Origin of the sequence: Pantoea sp. ICBG 985, from assembly GCF_002928365.1 — a bacterium.
In the GTDB taxonomy this organism is placed as follows: Bacteria; Pseudomonadota; Gammaproteobacteria; order Enterobacterales; family Enterobacteriaceae; genus Pantoea; species Pantoea dispersa.
The window spans coordinates 41,297-60,389 of record NZ_POWM01000008.1 but is presented as its reverse complement, the minus strand read 5'-3'; the positions used below and the strand labels follow the sequence as shown (position 1 = coordinate 60,389).

At 59.5% G+C, this 19,093-nt stretch carries 17 protein-coding genes, 4 tRNA genes and 1 other RNA gene; 18 read left to right on the top strand and 4 right to left on the bottom strand.

Annotated features, from left to right (window positions below):
* The first annotated feature begins 8 nt into the window (after positions 1 to 8).
* From rfbA to C1Y42_RS20220, 12 genes are all read left to right on the top strand, one after another.
* The gene (rfbA, locus tag C1Y42_RS20275) at positions 9 to 890 is read left to right on the top strand and encodes a glucose-1-phosphate thymidylyltransferase RfbA (RefSeq protein ID WP_021506985.1); all 882 of its coding nucleotides are present in this window, start codon (positions 9 to 11) and stop codon (positions 888 to 890) included.
* Entirely contained in the window at positions 868 to 1,563 is a 696-nt protein-coding gene (gene rffC / locus C1Y42_RS20270) for a dTDP-4-amino-4,6-dideoxy-D-galactose acyltransferase (RefSeq protein ID WP_104094226.1), read from the top strand. Before rfbA ends, rffC begins: the two co-directional genes overlap by 23 nt.
* Positions 1,563 to 2,693: a dTDP-4-amino-4,6-dideoxygalactose transaminase gene (gene rffA / locus C1Y42_RS20265; protein ID WP_021506983.1), complete on the top strand. Its 1,131-nt coding sequence runs from the start codon at positions 1,563 to 1,565 to the stop codon at positions 2,691 to 2,693. The genes rffC and rffA overlap by 1 nt, the downstream gene beginning before the upstream one ends.
* Positions 2,693 to 3,946 (top strand): lipid III flippase WzxE, encoded by a 1,254-nt coding sequence (wzxE, locus tag C1Y42_RS20260; protein WP_058758104.1) that lies wholly within the window; start codon positions 2,693 to 2,695, stop codon positions 3,944 to 3,946. Before rffA ends, wzxE begins: the two co-directional genes overlap by 1 nt.
* Positions 3,943 to 5,013 carry a TDP-N-acetylfucosamine:lipid II N-acetylfucosaminyltransferase gene (locus C1Y42_RS20255; protein WP_104094225.1) on the top strand — a complete coding sequence of 357 codons (1,071 nt, stop codon included), beginning with the start codon at positions 3,943 to 3,945 and terminating at the stop codon, positions 5,011 to 5,013. Before wzxE ends, C1Y42_RS20255 begins: the two co-directional genes overlap by 4 nt.
* A complete protein-coding gene (gene wzyE, locus C1Y42_RS20250) occupies positions 5,010 to 6,353 on the top strand; it encodes an ECA oligosaccharide polymerase (RefSeq protein ID WP_104094224.1) in 1,344 nt (447 codons plus the stop codon). The genes C1Y42_RS20255 and wzyE overlap by 4 nt, the downstream gene beginning before the upstream one ends.
* Before the next feature lie 28 nt (positions 6,354 to 6,381).
* Positions 6,382 to 7,116, top strand: coding sequence for a lipopolysaccharide N-acetylmannosaminouronosyltransferase (wecG, locus tag C1Y42_RS20245; protein ID WP_021506979.1), 735 nt, complete (start codon positions 6,382 to 6,384; stop codon positions 7,114 to 7,116).
* A 159-nt stretch (positions 7,117 to 7,275) separates the two neighbouring features.
* Positions 7,276 to 7,352, top strand: a tRNA-Arg gene (locus C1Y42_RS20240).
* A gap of 90 nt (positions 7,353 to 7,442) precedes the next feature.
* Positions 7,443 to 7,518: transfer RNA gene (locus tag C1Y42_RS20235), tRNA-His, on the top strand.
* 16 nt (positions 7,519 to 7,534) lie between these two features.
* Positions 7,535 to 7,621: transfer RNA gene (locus C1Y42_RS20230), tRNA-Leu, on the top strand.
* A gap of 36 nt (positions 7,622 to 7,657) precedes the next feature.
* Positions 7,658 to 7,734: transfer RNA gene (locus tag C1Y42_RS20225), tRNA-Pro, on the top strand.
* Between the two features lie 38 nt (positions 7,735 to 7,772).
* Positions 7,773 to 7,902: non-coding RNA, RtT sRNA (locus tag C1Y42_RS20220), on the top strand.
* Between the two features lie 627 nt (positions 7,903 to 8,529).
* On the opposite strand, the gene hemY is transcribed toward C1Y42_RS20220, so the two are convergent.
* From hemY to hemC, 4 genes are read right to left on the bottom strand one after another with little or no spacing between them, the layout of a single operon-like run.
* Entirely contained in the window at positions 8,530 to 9,726 is a 1,197-nt protein-coding gene (hemY, locus tag C1Y42_RS20215; RefSeq protein ID WP_058775512.1) for a protoheme IX biogenesis protein HemY, read from the bottom strand.
* A gap of 2 nt (positions 9,727 to 9,728) precedes the next feature.
* Positions 9,729 to 10,859 (bottom strand): uroporphyrinogen-III C-methyltransferase, encoded by a 1,131-nt coding sequence (gene hemX, locus C1Y42_RS20210; protein ID WP_058758109.1) that lies wholly within the window; start codon positions 10,857 to 10,859, stop codon positions 9,729 to 9,731.
* Between the two features lie 23 nt (positions 10,860 to 10,882).
* Entirely contained in the window at positions 10,883 to 11,623 is a 741-nt protein-coding gene (gene hemD / locus C1Y42_RS20205; protein WP_059012016.1) for a uroporphyrinogen-III synthase, read from the bottom strand.
* Positions 11,620 to 12,561 carry a hydroxymethylbilane synthase gene (gene hemC / locus C1Y42_RS20200; protein ID WP_104094274.1) on the bottom strand — a complete coding sequence of 314 codons (942 nt, stop codon included), beginning with the start codon at positions 12,559 to 12,561 and terminating at the stop codon, positions 11,620 to 11,622. Before hemC ends, hemD begins: the two co-directional genes overlap by 4 nt.
* Before the next feature lie 317 nt (positions 12,562 to 12,878).
* Here hemC and C1Y42_RS20195 point away from each other — a divergent pair, with 317 nt between their 5' ends.
* The 6 genes from C1Y42_RS20195 to yigB all read left to right on the top strand — a co-directional run bounded on the left by C1Y42_RS20195 (position 12,879) and on the right by yigB (position 18,945).
* Positions 12,879 to 15,437: a class I adenylate cyclase gene (locus C1Y42_RS20195; RefSeq protein WP_104094223.1), complete on the top strand. Its 2,559-nt coding sequence runs from the start codon at positions 12,879 to 12,881 to the stop codon at positions 15,435 to 15,437.
* 125 nt (positions 15,438 to 15,562) lie between these two features.
* Positions 15,563 to 15,769, top strand: a complete 207-nt coding sequence (locus C1Y42_RS20190) for a lipoprotein (RefSeq protein ID WP_022548017.1) — start codon at positions 15,563 to 15,565, stop codon at positions 15,767 to 15,769.
* Between the two features lie 29 nt (positions 15,770 to 15,798).
* Positions 15,799 to 16,623: a diaminopimelate epimerase gene (dapF, locus tag C1Y42_RS20185; RefSeq protein WP_031279612.1), complete on the top strand. Its 825-nt coding sequence runs from the start codon at positions 15,799 to 15,801 to the stop codon at positions 16,621 to 16,623.
* Positions 16,620 to 17,324 carry a DUF484 domain-containing protein gene (locus C1Y42_RS20180; protein WP_021506972.1) on the top strand — a complete coding sequence of 235 codons (705 nt, stop codon included), beginning with the start codon at positions 16,620 to 16,622 and terminating at the stop codon, positions 17,322 to 17,324. Before dapF ends, C1Y42_RS20180 begins: the two co-directional genes overlap by 4 nt.
* A complete protein-coding gene (gene xerC / locus C1Y42_RS20175) occupies positions 17,321 to 18,232 on the top strand; it encodes a tyrosine recombinase XerC (RefSeq protein WP_058781630.1) in 912 nt (303 codons plus the stop codon). The genes C1Y42_RS20180 and xerC overlap by 4 nt, the downstream gene beginning before the upstream one ends.
* Positions 18,229 to 18,945 (top strand): 5-amino-6-(5-phospho-D-ribitylamino)uracil phosphatase YigB, encoded by a 717-nt coding sequence (yigB, locus tag C1Y42_RS20170; protein WP_021506970.1) that lies wholly within the window; start codon positions 18,229 to 18,231, stop codon positions 18,943 to 18,945. The genes xerC and yigB overlap by 4 nt, the downstream gene beginning before the upstream one ends.
* Positions 18,946 to 19,093: the final 148 nt, after the last annotated feature.

Below are 19,093 nucleotides of genomic sequence, written 5' to 3'. Positions count from 1 at the left end.
GAGCAACGATGAAAGGTATCATCTTAGCCGGTGGCTCGGGCACGCGCCTGCACCCGATAACCCGGGCGATATCCAAGCAGCTGCTGCCGGTGTACGACAAACCGATGATCTACTATCCGCTGTCGGTGCTGATGCTGGCGGGGATTCGCGACATTCTTATTATTACCACGCCGGACGATCGCGCCCATTTTGAGCGGCTGCTGGGGGATGGCAGTGAATTTGGCCTGCAGCTGCAGTATGCCGAGCAGCCGAGCCCGGATGGCCTGGCGCAGGCCTTTATCATCGGTGAATCCTTCATTGGCGACGACAGCTGTTGTCTGGTGCTGGGCGACAATCTCTACTTCGGCCAGGGCTTCAGTCCGAAACTGAAAAAGGTGGCCGCGCGCAGCCACGGTGCCACGGTTTTTGCCTATCAGGTCATGGATCCGGAACGTTTTGGCGTGGTGGAGTTTGATGACGACTTCAACGCGCTGTCGATTGAAGAGAAGCCGCAGCAGCCGAAATCGCGCTGGGCAGTCACCGGCCTCTACTTTTACGATAACCGCGTGGTGGAGTTTGCGAAGCAGGTGCAGCCCTCGGCGCGCGGCGAGCTGGAAATTACCGCCATCAACCAGATGTATCTGGAGCAGGGCGAACTGGCGGTGGAGCTGCTGGGGCGCGGCTTTGCCTGGCTGGACACCGGCACCCACGACAGCCTGATTGAGGCCAGCGTGTTCGTGCAAACGGTGGAGAAACGCCAGGGCTTTAAAATTGCCTGCCTTGAAGAGATTGCCTGGCGCAACGGCTGGCTGAGCGATGAGCAGCTGCTGGCAGCGGCACAGGCGTTGACCAAAACCGGCTACGGCCAGTATTTGCTGGATATTCTGCATGCCCGTCCTCGTCAGTATTGATCCTCTCGCGTGGGAGAGCGACTTCTTCCGCTGCGCCACGGCGCGGCTGACGCTGGATGGCGATGTGCCGCTGGCCGAGGCGCTGCAGCAGCCTTACACGCTGTGGCAGGTTAAGGTGCCGGCGCAGGACAGCGCGGCGATAGATGCGCTGAGCCAGTATGGTTTTCAGCTGGTGGAAGGCGAAGCGGATCTGGCGATCAATATCAAACGCACCGAACGGCAGACCGGCGTGCGCATCGCGCGCGAAGCGCAGATCCCGCAGCTGCGCGCGGCAGCGGCCCAGGCGTTTAGCCAGAGCCGTTTTCGTGCTCCCTGGTTTGACGCTGAAGACAGCGGCCGCTTCTACGCACAGTGGATTGAGAACGCGGTGCGCGGCACTTTTGATCACCAGTGTCTGATCGCCTGCGACGAGCAGGGCGCGCTGCAGGGTTTCGTCTCCATGCGCGAAGTCGCCGGTGATGCGCGTATCGGTCTGCTGGCGGTGCTGCCGGCGGCGCAGGGCAACGGCGTCGGTCAGCGTTTGCTGCTGGCGGCAGCCGACTGGGGCCGGGTGCGCCAGCTCGAACGTCTGCGGATCGCGACCCAGCTCAGCAATCTTACGGCGATGCGCCTCTATTTACGCAGCGGTGCCCGGCTGGAAAGCACCGCCTACTGGTTTTACAGGAAAGCCTGATGATCCCATTTAACGCGCCCCCGGTTGTGGGCACTGAAGTTGACTATATGCAGTCGGCGATGGCCAGCGGCAAGCTGTGCGGCGACGGCGGCTTTACCCGGCGCTGTCAGCAGTGGATGGAGCAGCATTTTGGCAGCAAAAAAGTGCTGCTGACGCCCTCGTGCACCGCTTCGCTGGAGATGGCCGCGCTGCTGATCGATATCCAGCCCGGCGATGAAGTGATCATGCCGAGCTACACCTTTGTCTCCACCGCCAACGCCTTCGTGCTGCGCGGCGCCACCATTGTGTTCGTCGACGTGCGTCCGGATACGCTGAATATCGACGAAACGCAGATTGAAGCAGCAATCACGCCGAAAACGCGCGCCATCGTGCCGGTACATTACGCGGGCGTGGCGTGCGAGATGGATACCATCATGGCGCTGGCGGCAAAGCACCAGCTGTATGTGATTGAAGATGCGGCGCAGGGCGTGATGTCGCAGTACAAAGGGCGCGCGCTGGGCACCATCGGCCATATCGGCTGCTTTAGCTTCCATGAAACGAAAAACTACACCGCCGGCGGTGAAGGCGGCGCTACGCTGATCAACGAGGCGAAACTGATCGAGCGTGCGGAGATCATCCGCGAAAAAGGCACCAACCGCAGCCAGTTCTTCCGCGGACAGGTGGATAAATATACCTGGCGCGATATTGGTTCCAGCTACCTGATGGCGGATTTGCAGGCGGCTTATCTGTGGGCGCAGCTGGAAGCGGCGGAACGCATCAACCAGCAGCGTCTGCGCCTGTGGCAGAACTATTACGACGCGCTGCAGCCGCTGGCGGCCAGCGGGCGCATTGCGTTACCGGCGGTGCCGGCCAGTTGCCGTCACAACGCCCACATGTTCTATCTCAAATTGCGCGACAGTGAGGATCGCCAGGCGCTGATTAACTGGATGAAGGAAGCGGAGATCCTCACCGTGTTCCACTATATCCCGCTGCACTCCTCACCGGCCGGCACGCGTTTTGGCCGCTTCCACGGTACGGATGCGTTCACTACGCGCGAGAGCGAGCGCCTGTTGCGGCTGCCGCTGTTCTACAACCTGTCGGACAACAACCAGCGCACGGTAATCAGTTCGCTGCTGAGCTTCTTTGCCTGATGTCGTTAGCCAGAGCCTCAGTGTGGACCGCCTCGTCCACGCTGGTAAAAATTGTCGCTGGCCTGCTGGTGGTGAAACTGCTTGCGGTGAGCTTCGGCCCCGAGGGCGTCGGCCAGGCGGGTAACTTTCGCCAGCTGATTACCGTGCTCGGCGTGCTGGCCGGCGCGGGTATCTTCAACGGCGTAACCACCTATGTCGCGCAGTTCCGCCAGCAGCCGGCGCAGTTGCGCGCTGTGACCGGCACCGCGTCGGCAATGGTGCTGGGGTTTTCCACGTTGCTGGCGCTGCTGTTCCTGCTGGCGGCGGAGCCCATCAGCCGGGCGCTGTTTGGCCACGCCGCCTGGCAAAATGTGGTGCGTATCGTCGCCTTTTTGCAGCTGGGCATTGCCTGGGCCAACCTGACACTGGCGCTGCTGAAAGGTTTTCGCGATGCGCGCGGTAACGCGCTGGCGCTGATCGCCGGCAGCCTGATCGGCGTGGTGGGTTATGTGCTGTGCTGGTGGCTGGGTGGCTATGCCGGTGCGCTGGTCGGGCTGGCGCTGGTGCCGGCCCTGCTGGTCGGGCCGGCGCTGTGGATGCTGCGACGCCACCGCGAGGAACTGCCACTGCGCTGGCTGATGCCGCAGTGGCAGCCGGCGCTGGCGCGTAATCTGGCCAAATTTACCCTGATGGCGCTGATGACGGCCGTGACCCTGCCGGTAGCCTGGGTGATGATGCGTAATCTGCTGGCGCAGCAGCAGGGCTGGGCGCAGGTCGGGCTGTGGCAGGGCGTCACCAGCATCTCCGATGCGTATCTGCAATTTATCACCGCCACGTTCAGCGTCTGGCTGCTGCCAACGCTGGCACGGCTGGAGCATAAAGCTGACATCGCGCGCGAAATTGGCCGTGCGCTGCGCTTTGTGTTGCCGGCGGTGGCGGCGGCCAGCTTTTGCGTCTGGCTGCTGCGCGATGTCGCCATCTGGCTGCTGTTTTCCCCGCAGTTCAGCGCCATGCGCGATCTTTTTGTCTGGCAGTTGTGCGGTGACGTCTTTAAAGTAGGCGCCTATGTTTTCGGATACCTGGTGATCGCCAAAGCCTCACTGCGCTTTTATATTCTCACGGAAATCAGCCAGTTTGTGCTGCTGACCGCCTTTGCGCACTGGCTGATTCCACTGCACGGAACGGCGGGCGCGGCGCAGGCTTATATGGCGACCTACGTGCTCTACTTTGCCCTTTGCTGTGGCGCTTTCTTGATTTATTGCCGGAAAAAATGACGCTATTTCACGTGCTGGGCTCCGATATCCCGCATCACAATCACACGCTGCTGCGCTTCTTTAACGACGTCATGAGCGTTGAATCGCCAGCCGACGCGCCGCGTCAGTTTATGGTGGTATCGGCCGCGCCGGATACCCTGATGGCCTATCCTCAGCTGCAGATCGACGTGTATCCCAGCAAGCGCGCGCTGGCGCAGGCGGTGATCGCACGCGCCGCCGATCGCCGTCAGCGCTTCTTCTTTCACGGCCAGTTCAATCCGCGCCTGTGGCTGGCGCTGCTCAGCGGCAAGCTGCGGCGACAGCAGGCGTTCTGGCACGTCTGGGGCGCCGATCTCTACGAAGAGGGCGCCGGGCTGAAGTACCGCCTGTTTTATCTGCTGCGGCGTATCGCGCAGGGGCGCATGGCGCAGGTGTTTGCCACGCGCGGCGATCTGCACTTTTTCCAGCAGCGCCACCCGCGCGTGCCCACTTCGCTGCTCTATTTTCCAACGCGTATGCCGGAGGCCGCGATACCCGCACCTGCCGCCAGCGACAGCTTTACCATTCTGCTCGGCAACTCGGGCGATCGCAGCAACCGGCACATTGAAGGATTGCAGGCGATTCGCCGCCAGTTTGGTGAGCAGGTTAACGTGGTGATCCCGCTCGGTTATCCGGCCAGCAACTATGAGTACATCGATGAGATTGATGCTGCCGCGCAGCGCCTGTTTCCGCGCGGCCAGGTGACGCTGCTGCGCGACAAAATCGACTTCACTGCCTATCTGCAATTGCTGAGTCGCTGTCAGCTCGGTTATTTTATGTTCGAGCGTCAGCAGGGCATCGGTACGCTGTGCCTGCTGATTCAGGCCGGCATTCCGTTTGTGGTTAACCGTAAGAATCCGTTCTGGCGTGACCTGAGCGAGCAGGGGCTGCCGGTGTTATTTAGCGCTGATGCGCTGGATCGCACGCGCGTGGCGGAGGCGCAGTGTCAGCTGGCGCAGTGCGATCGTTCCGCTATCGCCTTTTTTGCCCCGGGCTATCTGGCGGGATGGCGCCACGCGCTGGCGGAGAGTGAAAGGGAGTCAACATGAGCCTGCTGCAGTTTAGTGGTCTGCTGGTGGTGTATCTGTTTTCGCTGGGCTTCATTCTGACGCTGACCTGGCGCGAATTTAAACGGGTGCGTTTTAATTTCCACCTGTTCTTTACCCTGCTGTTTTTGCTGACCTTTTACTTTGGCTTTCCGCTGACCAGCGTGCTGGTGTTCCGCTTTAACGTCAGCGTGGTGCCGGCAGACTATCTGCTGCAGGCACTGCTGGCCGCTACCAGTTTCTACGCCATCTATTACGTCAGCTACAAAGTGCGGCTGCGGCCTGCGCAGGCGGAGCCGCGCAAACCCTGGCTGACGATGAACCGGGTGGAAACCCATCTGACCTGCCTGCTGCTGGCGCTGGTGGCGGTGGGAACCGTCACGGTGTTCTTTATGCATAACGGCCTGCTGCTGTTCCGGCTGTCGGCTTACAATCAGATCTTTTCCAGCGAAGTGTCCGGCGTGGCGCTCAAACGTTTCTTCTACTTCTTCATTCCGGCGATGCTGATCCGCTATTTCCTTAATCCTACCCAGCGCCAGTGGCTGCTGTTTTTGCTGATCACGGTGGCGTTTGGTCTGCTGACCTATGCGCTGGTGGGCGGGACGCGCGCCAATATCATCATCGCCTTTGCACTGTTCCTGTTCATCGGCATTACGCGCGGCTGGATTACGCTGTGGATGCTGGTGGGGGCCGGCGTGATGGCGATTGGCGGCATGTTCTGGCTGGCGCTGCGTCGTTACAATCTCGACGTGGTGGGTGATGAAGCGTTTTACACGTTTCTCTATCTGACGCGCGACACCTTTTCGCCGTGGGAAAACCTTGCGCTGCTGCTGCAGAATTACGACAAAATCGATTTTCAGGGGCTGGCCCCGATCTGGCGTGATTTCTACGTGTTTATCCCGGGATGGCTGTGGCCGGATCGGCCCTCAATGGTGCTCAACAGCGCCAACTATTTCACCTGGGAAGTGCTGAATAACCACTCCGGGCTGGCGATTTCGCCCACGTTGCTCGGTTCGCTGCTGATCATGGGCGGCGCAGGCTTTATTCCCCTTGGGGCGATAGCGGTCGGGCTGTTGATGAAAGGGTTTGATTCTCTCTACCAGCAAGGGCGCGAAGCTGGCAACCGCTACAGCGGTGCCATTTTGCAAAGCTTCTGCTTTGGCGCGGTGTTCAATATGATCGTGCTGGCGCGCGAAGGGCTGGATGCATTCGGCTCGCGCGTGGTGTTCTTTTGCCTGATTTTCGCCGCCTGCGTTGGGCTGGCGAAGTTACTTTTCTGGCTGTTAGCGCGTGCCGGGCTGATTCGCCCGCGCGCGGAGCCAGTTTTATCGCGCTCTGCTTAACCTCCGGGCCTGACGGGAAATACCGACCATGGAAACCGATCATCCGCGTTATACCCTGCGCGGCATCGATTTACACGCTTTCGCTGATATGGCGAGCTTTCTTCACTTTCTGCTGCCGGACGGCAAGCCGCGCAGCGGCACGCTGGTGGCGATCAACGCCGAAAAGATGCTGACGCTGGAAGAGGATGCCCAGCTGCGCGCGCTGATCGCCGCCGCGGAGATCAAGTACCCGGACGGCATCAGCATTGTGCGTTCGCTGCGAAAAAAATACCCGCAGCTGACGGTGAACCGCATCGCCGGCGCCGATCTGTGGGAAGCGCTGATGGAACAGGCGGGCCGCAGCGGTATTCCGGTATTTTTAATCGGCGGGCGTGAGCAGGTGCTGCAGGAAACCTGCGATAAATTACGCCGTCAGTGGAATGTCAACATAGTGGGCAGCCAGAACGGCTACTTCGCCCCTGCCGAACGCGAGGCGCTATTTGCGCGCATTGCCGCCAGCGGGGCGCAGATTGTGACCGTGGCGCAGGGATCGCCGCGCCAGGAGCTGCTGATGCGCGACTGTCGCGAACACTGGCCGCACGCGCTGTATATGGGCGTCGGCGGCACCTATGATGTCTTTACCGGCCACGTCACGCGTGCGCCGCGCATCTGGCAGCAATTAGGGCTGGAGTGGCTGTATCGCCTGATACGTCAGCCATCACGCTGGCGTCGTCAGTTAAAACTGCTGAAATATTTACGCTATCACTGGCGCGGCGATCTGTAACGCGTCAGGAATAGTGCTGTAATTCCGGCAGGTTAAGCAGGCAAATTGCGTTATTTATCGACGGAATGCACAAAGCGTAAGCAAACGCGATTTTTTTATGAAAAAGCACTGGACAGCCTGGAGTCAAATACGTAGTATGCCCATCCGCAACGGCGCTACGCGCCCGTAGCTCAGCTGGATAGAGCGCTGCCCTCCGGAGGCAGAGGTCTCAGGTTCGAATCCTGTCGGGCGCGCCATTTAGTTTGTGCGCAAGAGCTTCGGTGGTTGGTTTAACCGCGTTATGCAGTGCATTGAGTAAGCGGTTACGCTTACGCACCAGAATTATGGTGGCTATAGCTCAGTTGGTAGAGCCCTGGATTGTGATTCCAGTTGTCGTGGGTTCGAGTCCCATTAGCCACCCCAGATTTTGCTGGGACATGCGAAGGTGGCGGAATTGGTAGACGCGCTAGCTTCAGGTGTTAGTGTTCTTACGGACGTGAGGGTTCAAGTCCCTCTCTTCGCACCAGGCAAAACAAGTAAGCAGTAACAGGCAGTACAAAATCGGCGAGTAGCGCAGCTTGGTAGCGCAACTGGTTTGGGACCAGTGGGTCGGAGGTTCGAATCCTCTCTCGCCGACCATCATTCAAGAAACCTGCTTTGCAAAAAGCAGGTTTTTTTTCGTCTGTAGCAAATAGAGGATGAGAACCTCCGAAGGAGGTTTGAGCCGAGCGAAGCGAGACAACGTTGCGTCAGCAACGGCCCGCAGGGCGCTTCTCGCAGAGAAGCGTAATCCTCTCTCGCCGACCATATTCGAAAAGCCCGCTTTGCAAAAAGCGGGCTTTTTTCGTCTGTAGCAAAAGAGGATGAGAATCTCTGCAGGAGGTTTGCGCCGGGCGCTGCGAAGGAAAAGCAGTCGGGGGAGTTGTCGCTATTACGCGACACCTAACCTGCTGATTTTTAACAGCCTTACCTTTCCTTGCACAGCCTGTCGCTCAGCGGAGACAGCTTTAAACCGGTCTGTCGCGTTTTCGCGACATCGTAACCGCTGTTAGCAGGCAGGGATTATCTAACTGACTGATATAAAATAACTTCCCGTGATTCATGCCATTCTGGCACGCTTTGTGCAATAATCTCAGCGTAGATGCTCATTCCACCTCTTATGTTTGCCAATGCAACATAAACCTGGGAATGATGCAGAGCCCCTTACGGTATCCGTTGTCCAGCTGGCAGTAACGTGCACGCGCTACTGCAGTAAGAAGGACATTACGTTGAGTCGGATACCATCAGTTGTCTTACCGACCTGATCTTACACCTGCTTCTGGCAGGTGTTTTTTTATCTGCCGTTCACGGATTGATGCCGCATTCCCTGCACGCTCTTTCAGGCAAAAAAAAGCCGGGACTGGCCCGGCGTGCACAAAAATAACAACAGTAAAATCAGGCGCCAGGATTGTTCTTCAGCGTCAGTAACAGACCTTCGCGACGCATTTTAGCCGCGTCTTCCGGGCGATGCAGGCGATCGTAAACGTCCGCCAGCCAGGCGTAGTCAAAGCCATCCGGACGCTGTGCCAGCGCCTGCTGGAAGGCTTCTGCGGCCTGCTGCCATTCACCGTGACGCATCAGCAGCTGGCCGAGCGTGCTGTGCAATAGCGGCGTGGCGCCGTGCTGCTTGATCTGCTGACGCAGCGCTTTTTCCAGCGCCTGCGGGTCACCGCTTTTGATACGCGGCATCAGCAGCACCAGCCGATCGTCATACTGACGCTTCAGCCCTTCCAGCACGATGCTTTGCGCTGTGTCCGGATCGTCGCACTCGATCAAATGCTCAGCCATCGCCACCTGCAGGGCAGTCTCCTGGCGGGTTTTACGACTCTGGTTCTGCCACCATTTTTTCAGGCCTTCGCTGCCCTGATCGGCCATAGCCTGATTCATCAGACCCAGCCACGCCTGCTGCTGCAGCGCGTTACGCTGGTTCTCATCGTTAATCTGCGCCTTCTGCATAGAGGGCAGGATATCCAGCAGTGCGCCCCAGGCGCCGGTGCGGATATAAGCCTGCTCGGCCAGACGCAGCACTTCCGGATGGCGCGGCGCCACTTCCAGCAGGCGATCAATACCGTGACGTGCGGCGTGATCTTCGTTACGCGCCAGCTGCAGGCGCACGCGGGTGATCTCAACCGGAATGGTATCGTTCTCGGAGAGCTCAGAGGCGCGCTCCAGGTGCTGGTTAGCACGGATTTCATCGCCGCGCTGCTGCGCTGCTTCCGCCGCCAGCAGATAGTTCGCCACCGGCTGATCGGCGTGATCGGCATTCTTTGACAGCAGCTTTTCTACCTGACGGTAATCACCTTCCGCCAGCTTCATCAGCGCGCTTTGCGTGTGACGCTGGGCGCTGCGACGTTTCCGCCCGGTGAACCAGCCGCGGGTGCGGGCGCCGGTGCGGAACAGGCGACGCAGAATCCATTCGACCAGCAGAATCACCAGCAGGCTGAGAATCAGGATGATGGCCAGACCGGTGACGCTGGTCTCAATGTTCCAGTTATCGGTCTGGATCAGCACGTAGCCCTGATGGCCGGCAACCATCGGTCCCAGCACAATGCCGGCAATCAGCAGCAGGAAAAGCACCAATACTTTCAGCATGGTTAGCCTCCCTGTTGATCAGCCGCAGCCGATGGCTGCGCCAGCAGATTGCGCACGCGCGTTTGCATCAGTTTTTCCAGCAGCGCCTGGCTCTCCAGCGTGTCCGGCACGTCCATCGAAATACTTTGCTGACTCAGCTCGTCGAGCTGGGCGAGGAAGGCTTTGGTTGCCGCATCGTTAGTGTCGTACCAGGCACGCACCCAGGTGGATACCGCATCGATGGACTGTTTGTAGATCTCATCCTGATGGCGCGGCACCGCCTGCGCAGCAATCAGCAGACGTGAACGGATGTTTTCGCGCAGATAAACATCCTGATTCGGTGCCAGCAGCGGCTGCGCGGTGTTATCGCGGCGGCGGATGGTGATGAAATCATCCATGAAGTTGTGCCAGCTCTTCACCAGATTCTGACGCCACTCGTGCAGCGAGCTGGAGAGCTCACCGCTGTCGGCATCCATCGGCGACTCATCGCTGTCGTTATCGGCCAGACGCAGATTATCCACGCCGTTCGACAACTGGTTCAGCTTGAGGATTATGCCGTCGTAGTCCACCTGGCTGACCGCCGCCAGTGAACTGATGTCCTGGGTCAGCGCGCGGCGCACGTTCATGATGCTGGGATCGTTCATCTCAGCCAGGCTGGTGTCCGCGCTTTTCAGCAGCGCTGCCGCGGTGGTGACGTCCTGATCGCTCCACAGTTTGCGACCCGCCAGTTTGACGAGGTAGTCGGCCTGCGCCAGCAGCCAGGTGCGGGTATCGTTGCCGGAAATAGTGGCCACTTTTTCACGCAGCGTTTCCAGCTCTTTCGCGCTGTTATCCTGCTGGCTGCGCGCTTCCTGCAGCGCGGTGTTGGCGTCCGCCAGCTGCTGCGAGAGCTGTTGTTTATCGCTGCCCAGTTGCTGCTGCAGGGCGCTCAGCTGCTCGCTCAGGTTCTGGTTAGTCTGAGCCTGTAAGTCGGCCTGGTGTTTCCCATTCAGGTAAAGTCCCGCGCCAATCGCCAGTGCAATGACAATTGCCACCGCGCTCAGCACCTTGCCGTCGCTCTTTTTCGCACGAGGCGGCTGGCTGGCTGGCGTCGGGGAAGTGTCCGCAGGGGTGGTTTCTTCAACCATGGCGGAGGAGTCTTTTTGTTCCGTCATTGTGGCTCATCCCAATGTTAAGTTCAGCGTAACGCACGCAGCAGCGCGTCGTTATCCGCACCATCGGCTACCTCAATCTCCTGCCAGCCTAATTCGGCGGCCTGGGTAGCCAAACGTTCACTGACGACCAGCAGTCGACAGTGCAGCAGCCATTCCCGCCGATCGATTGGCGGAAACAGCGCAAACAGTTGTTGTAACATTTCACCGCTGGTCACCACCAGCGTGGTAATACCGCGATCGCGCCAGCGACGGCCTTCAATCGCGCCGTCGTACTGCTTTTCACAGCGCTGATAGCACTCACAGTATTGCACGTCCGCACCGCGGGCGATCAGCGTCTCCGCCAGCAGTTCACGGCCCGGACTGCCGCGCAGAATCAGCGCACGCTTGCCGCTAACCTGCTGCAGGCGATTCAGCCGCACCAGCTCTTCGCTGGTTTCCCGCGCATGCGGATAGTCAACTTTCAGATTACTGACGGTGTGCAGCGCCAGCGCGGTGCTGCGACCAATGGCATAATAGTCGAGAAATGCCGGCCACGCGTTGCGCTGCTGCTGTAAAGCGGGCTGGGCAAAGTGCACCACCTGCTGCGACAGCAGAAATACCAGGTCACCGGGCTGCAGGGCGGCCAGCTTTAGCGGCAGTTGGGGGAGATCGCGACCCGGCGTAAATTCAATCAGCGGAAACGACCACGCCAGTTTGCCCTGGCTGCGCAGGCGCGCAACCAGTTCGCTGGCGGCGGGTTCCGGACGGGTCACGAGGATAGTCATGCGGGCGGCTGTCCCTGATAAACTTCACGCAGAATGTCACGCGCGCCGCCGTCCAGCAGCTCTTCGGCCAGTGAAATCCCCATCTGTTCGGCGTGTTCACGCGGGCCGCGGCGTTCGCCCACCACCATCTGGCTGCCATCCGGCGCACCGACCAGGCCGCGCAGCCACAGCTGATCGTCTTCCAGTACGGCAAAACTCCCGATCGGCACCTGACAGCCGCCTTCGAGACGGGTATTCATGGCGCGCTCGGCGCGCACGCAGACGGCTGTGTCGCTGTGGTTCAGCGCCTGCAGCAGTGTAATTAACGGCTGATCGTCGAGGCGGCACTCAATGCCGACCGCGCCCTGGCCCACCGCCGGCAGGGAAAACTCCGCCGGCAGCGCCTGGCGAATGCGATCTTCCAGTCCAAGGCGTTTCAGCCCGGCGGCAGCAAGAATGATGGCGTCATACTCGCCGGCGTCCAGTTTGCTGAGACGCGTACCGACGTTACCGCGCAGCGAGCGAATCACCAGATCCGGGCGCCGTGCGCTGATCTGGCACTGGCGACGCAGGCTGGACGTGCCGACCACCGCGCCCTGCGGCAGCGCGTCGATCGAGGAATAATGATTCGAGACGAACGCGTCGCGCGGATCTTCGCGCTCGCAGATGGTCACCAGTCCCAGACCGTCGGGAAAATCGACCGGCACATCTTTCATGGAATGCACCGCCATATCGGCACGGTTTTCCAGCATCGCCAGCTCAAGCTCTTTGACAAACAGTCCTTTGCCACCCACTTTCGCCAGCGGCGTATCAAGGATGACATCACCTTTGGTGACCATCGGCACCAGCTCAACCTGCAAGCCGGGATGCGCAGCCATCAGGCGCTGTTGGACATATTGTGCCTGCCACAAGGCAAGCGGACTTTGCCTGGTAGCAATTTTGAAAATTTTGTTTAACATGCTGTTAACCATTTTGATCGTTCATCGATTATCCTATCATTGATAGGGGAATGCTGTCAGTTTCAACGGATTGACCAGGCTGCAATCTCAGACCGGAGCCCGCTTTTTACGGCGTCAGATTCTGAGGCTGGAGTCCGAAAATGCAGGGCTACGTTTGGAACGTGCTAAACTGTCAGGTAGCGCAACTTTCTTTACGGTCAATCTTCCAGGTGTTAGATTGATCACGTTTCCAGCAATAATTTGCCCGACATCTTTATTATTAAGCGGCAGATTTTGGAAACAGGGTGCTTAACACTGGGACAATCAGGCGAAACGTCTTGTACCTCTACATTGAGACACTGAAACAGAGACTGGATGCGATTAACCAGCTGCGTGTAGATCGCGCACTGGCTGCCATGGGACCTGCTTTCCAGCACGTCTACAGTCTGCTGCCAACATTACTGCATTATCATCATCCGCTGATGCCGGGTTACCTTGAAGGTAGCGTTCCCCATGGCGTCAGCTTCTTTGCGCCTGATGAAAACCAGCAGCAACTGCTGCAACAGTTAGCGGGCGACCATCCGCTCGACCTCAGCAGCGCGGTGAAGGGCGAACTGCCTATCACCGGCATCTACTCGATGGGCAGCACCTCGTCCGTCGGCCAGAACAGCGTCTCCGATCTCGACATCTGGGTGTGCCATCAGTCGTGGCTCGATAATGAAGAGCGCCTCAACCTGCAGCGCAAGTGTACGCTCCTGCAAAAATGGTGTGTGTCGCTGGGTGTGGAAGTCAGCTTCTTCCTGATCGACGAAAACCGCTTCCGCCATAATGAGAGCGGCAGCCTCGGCGGTGAAGACTGCGGTTCTACCCAACATATTTTACTGCTGGATGAGTTCTACCGTACCGCCGTGCGCATGGCGGGCAAACGCATTCTGTGGAACATGGTGCCTGGCGAAGAAGAACATCACTACGACGATTACGTAATGTCGCTCTATTCACAGGGCGTGCTGACGCCGAATGAGTGGCTGGATCTCGGCGGTCTCGGCACGCTGTCGGCGGAAGAGTATTTCGGTGCCAGCCTGTGGCAGCTGTATAAAAGTATCGATTCGCCGTACAAAGCGGTGCTGAAAACCCTGCTGCTGGAAGCTTACAGCTGGGAATACCCAAACACGCAGCTGCTGGCGATGGATATCAAACAGCGGCTGCACGACGGCGAAATTGTCTGCTTCGGTCTCGATCCCTACTGCATGATGCTGGAGCGCGTGACGCGCTACCTGACCAGCGTCGATGACACCGCGCGCCTCGACCTGGTGCGCCGCTGTTTCTACCTCAAAGTGTGCGAAAAACTCTCCAGCGAGGAGCAGCATCCGCGCGCGGGCTGGCGGCGTGAAATTTTGTCGCAGCTGGTGAAAGAGTGGGGCTGGGACGATGAGAAGCTGGCGGTGCTGGATAATCGCGCGCAGTGGAAAATCGAACGGGTGCGCGAGGCGCACAACGAGCTGCTGGATGCGATGATGCAGAGCTATCGCAACCTGATCCGTTTTGCCCGTCGCAACAATTTAAGCGTCAGCGCCAGCCCGCAGGACATCGGCGTGCTGACGCGTAAATTGTACGCCGCGTTTGAAGCGCTGCCGGGCAAAGTCACGCTGGTGAACCCGCAAATCTCGCCCGATCTGTCGGAAGAGAACCTGACCTTTATTCATGTGCCGGCCGGGCGCGCCAATCGTGCCGGCTGGTATCTGTATAACCAGTCGCCGGACATGAGCTCAATCATCAGCCATCAGCCGCTGGAATATAACCGTTATCTCAACAAGTTAGTGGCATGGGCGTGGTTTAACGGACTGCTGACGCGCAAAACCCGTCTGCACATTAAGGGCAACGAATTCTGCGATCTGCCGCGCCTGCAGGAGCTGGTCAACGATGTCTCCAGCCACTTCCCGCTGCGTCTGCCGGCACCGACGCCGAAAGCGCTCTATAGCCCGTGCGAAATCCGGCATCTGGCGATCATCGTTAACCTCGAACACGATCCGACCTCGGCGTTCCGCAATCAGGTGGTGCACTTCGACTTCCGAAAGCTGGATGTATTCAGCTTTGGTCAGCAGCAGCAGTGCCTGATCGGCAGCATCGATCTGCTGTACCGCAACTCGTGGAACGAAGTGCGTACGCTGCACTTCAGCGGCGAGCAGGCGATGATTGAAGCGCTGAAAACCATTCTGGGCAAAATGCATCAGGACGCCGCACCGCCGGACACGGTGGAAGTATTCTGCTACAGCCAGCATCTGCGCGGTCTGATTCGTACCCGCGTGCAGCAGCTGGTGTCGGAATGCATTGAGCTGCGTCTGTCGAGCACGCGTCAGGAGCCGGGCCGCTTTAAAGCGCTGCGCATGGCCGGTCAGACCTGGGGTCTGTTTTTCGAACGTATGAGCGTTTCGGTGCAGAAGCTGGAAAATGCGGTCGAGTTTTACGGCGCGATTTCCAACAACAAGCTGCACGGTTTGTCGATCAAAGTTGAATCGAACCAGACGCCGCTGCCACCGGTGGTCAACGGCTACGCCAGCGAAGGCATCATTCAGTTCTTCTTTGAAGACACCAGTGACGATCGCGGCTTCAACATCTATATCCTTGATGAAAGCAACCGGGTTGAGGTGTATCACCATTGCGAAGGCAGCAAAGAAGAGCTGGTGCGTGACGTCAGCCGTTTCTATTCGTCGTCGCACGATCGCTTTACCTACGGCTCGAGCTTTATCAATTTCAACCTGCCGCAGTTCTATCAGATTGTGCACGCCGGCGATCGCTTTCAGGTGATTCCGTTCCGCAGCCAGACGCTGACGCAGCTGTGCGCCGCCCAGCCGGATAACGACAACGGCGACTTCCAGCCGCGCTACCAGATGCACTAAAGCCGCTGCGCTGTACGCAGTGGCCTGCCCCCGTTTCTGAACCTTCTGCCGGATATTTCCTGTTGCTTTTACAACGTCAACTGCGATGATAAGCAGCTGGGATTTGGATAAAAAGAGCAGACAGAATGATACGAGTGATGAGCCAGCTGGGTATGGCGCTGGCACTGGTCAGCCTGGTAGGCTGTGGCCTGAAAGGACCGCTGTATTTCCCGCCCAACGATCGGCCGCAACAGAAAAATCAGCCGGTGACTGAGCAGCAGCAGAAAGCGGCACAGGATGCGGATACCAGCGGCCTGGTCACCAGCAAACCGGCTGGCGTGCAGGCGAATTAAACCCGATGAGTCATCCGGCGGAGCAGAAAATGCAGTTCTCGAAAATGCACGGTCTCGGTAACGACTTTATGGTCGTCGATGCCGTGACGCAAAACGTCTTTTTTTCGCCGGAACTGATTCGCCGCCTGGCGGATCGGCATCTGGGGATCGGCTTCGATCAGTTGCTGATCGTCGAGCCACCTTACGATCCGGATCTCGATTTCCACTACCGCATCTTCAACGCTGACGGCAGCGAAGTGGCGCAGTGCGGCAACGGCGCGCGCTGTTTTGCCCGCTTTGTTCGTCTCAAAGGCCTGACCAATAAAAGCGACATTCGCGTCAGCACCCAGACCGGCCGCATGGTACTGAGCGTCACCAGCGATGAGCTGGTACGCGTTAACATGGGCGAGCCCAACTTTGACCCGCAGCAGGTGCCGCTGCGCGCTAACAAGGCGGAAAACCTCTATCTGCAGCGCGTGGCCGAGCAGACCGTGATGTTTGGCGCGGTATCAATGGGCAATCCACACTGCGTGATTCAGGTTGAAAGCGTGAAAACCGCCGCGGTGGAGACGCTCGGTCCGGCACTGGAGAGCCATGAGCGCTTTCCCGAGCGCGTGAACGTCGGCTTTATGGAAGTGGTCAATCCGGAACACATCCGTCTGCGCGTGTATGAACGCGGCGCGGGCGAAACCCAGGCGTGCGGCAGCGGCGCCTGCGCCGCAGTGGCCTGCGGCATTCAGCAGGGCATTCTGGCGGAGAAAGTGCGCGTCGATCTGCCCGGCGGCACGCTGCATATCGCCTGGAAAGGGGCCGGTCAGCCGCTGTTTATGACCGGGCCAGCCACACACGTCTATGATGGGTTTATTCATCTATGAAAAATATCGAAGAGCAGACCGACAGCGCGGTTTTGCTGGACGATCAGGCGGTGAGCGCCTGGCTGCGTCACAACCCCGATTTCTTTATTCGCAATGCGCGCCAGGTTGAGCAAATGATGGTGCCGCATCCGGTGCGCGGCAGCGTATCGCTGGTGGAGTGGCATATGGCGCGTCAGCGCAACCACATCCAGCAGCTGGAAGAGGAGATCACGCTGCTGATGGAGCAGGCAACCGCCAATCATCAGCTGTTCGATCGCCTGCTGGCGTTGCAGAGCCATCTCGCGGCGGCCGATAGCCTGCAGGAGATGCTGACGCGCCTGCATCGCTGGGCGCGCGAGCTTGGCCTGGCGGGCGCCAATGTGCGGCTGTTCAGCGACCGCTGGCGCATCGGCGCACCCTCCGATTTCACCCAGCTTGGTCTGTCACGCCAGGCGTTTGAGCCGCTGCGCATCCAGCGCTTTGGTCAGCAGCATCACTACCTTGGCAGCCTGAACGGACCGGAGCTGCTGCTGCTGCTGCCGCAGGCAAAAGCCGTCGGGTCGGTGGCGATGTCGCTGATGGGCGAGCAGGGCGATCTCGGCGTGCTGATCTTCAGCAGCCGCGACAACCAGCACTATCAGGCAGGCATGGGCACGCTGCTGCTGCAGCACTTGGCACAAATGCTGCCCGACCTGCTGTCTCGCTGGGTTGAGCGCGCATGAGCAGCGCCAGCCCGCTGTTGCCGGCCGTTGAGGGCTTTCTGCGCTATCTGAAAGTCGAACGCCAGCTCAGCCCGCTGACGCAAAAGAATTACCAGCGCCAGCTGCAGGCGCTTATCGCCATGGCGGATGACATGCACATCACCGCCTGGTCGCAGCTGGAACCGGCTCAGGTGCGCAGTCTGGCGGCGCGTAGCCGGCGCGGCGGTCTCGGTGCCAGTAGCCTGGCCCTGCGCATGTCGGCGCTGCGCAGCTTTCTCGACTGGCAGGTCAGCCAGGGCATGCTGAGCGCCAATCCGGCGAAAGGCATCGCCACGCCGCGCAACGCACGGCATCTGCCAAAAAATATGGATGTCGACGAAGTCAGCCAGCTGCTGGAGATCGACCTCGACGATCCGCTGGCGGTGCGCGACCGCGCCATGCTGGAAACCATGTACGGCGGCGGTTTACGTCTCGCTGAGCTGGTGGGCATCGACTGTCGTCATCTGGACCTGGAGAGCGGTGAAGTCTGGGTGCGCGGTAAAGGCAGCAAAGAGCGCCGCGTGCCGATTGGCGGCACCGCCGTCACCTGGCTGCAGCACTGGCTGCCGTTACGCAACAGCTTCGGGCCGCAGGATGATGCGGTTTTTGTGTCGACGCGCGGCAGCCGTATTTCGGCGCGCAATGTGCAGAAACGCTTCGCCGAATGGGGCATTAAGCAGGGCGTCGCCAGCCATATCCACCCGCATAAGCTGCGCCACTCGTTTGCTACCCATCTGCTGGAATCGAGCGGCGATCTGCGCGCGGTGCAGGAGTTGCTCGGCCACGCCAACCTCTCGACCACGCAAATCTATACCCACCTGGATTTCCAGCATCTGGCGTCGGTGTACGATGCGGCACACCCGCGTGCCAAACGAGGAAAGTCTGAATGAAGTTTTATCGCCCGCTGGGCCCGATCAAAGCCATCACCTTCGATCTCGACGATACGCTGTATGACAACTATCCGGTGATCCGCAAAACCACGGCGGAATCGCACGCTGCGCTGCAGGCGTATCACCCGGCGCTGCGCGAGTTTACGCCGGAAGATTATCAGGCGCTGCGCGATGAACTGCTGCTGCGTGAGCCGGAAATTTATCACGATGTCTCTGAGTGGCGTCGCCGCTCGGTAGAGCTGGCGCTGCTCAACGCCGGACTGCCGGCCGCGCAAGCCAGCGCAGGTGCCCGCGACGTGATGAGCGTGTTTCACCAGTGGCGCAGTGCGGTGGAGATGCCAGAAGAGACGCATCAGACGCTGGCCTGGCTCGGCGAGCGCGTGCCGCTGGTGGCGATCACCAACGGCAACGCCGACCCGCAAAAGCTCGGCATCGATCACTACTTTCAGTTCGCGCTGCGCGCCGGTCCGCACGGGCGCGCCAAGCCGTGGCAGGATATGTACCATCTGGCCGCCGAACGGTTGGGCATTGCGCCGCAGCATATTCTGCACGTCGGCGATGACCTGACCACCGACGTCGCCGGTGCGCTGCGCGCCGGTCTGCAGGCGTGCTGGATCAACCTGCGTGACGGCAATCTGATGAAAATTGATGACGCGCGCCTGCTGCCACACGTGGAAATTCATCAGTTGGCATCGCTGACCTCGCTGCTATAATGGCTGTAAATTTATCCAGTCGTATTCTGTATTCTGCAACGCGCGGCCGTGCAGGCTGTGTGTCACCAGCCTGATCGCTTAGCTGATTACGCCCTCGCAGATGTCTGCCCTTGCCGCCTGGCGGCAACGCGAACGGTGCAGGATACGC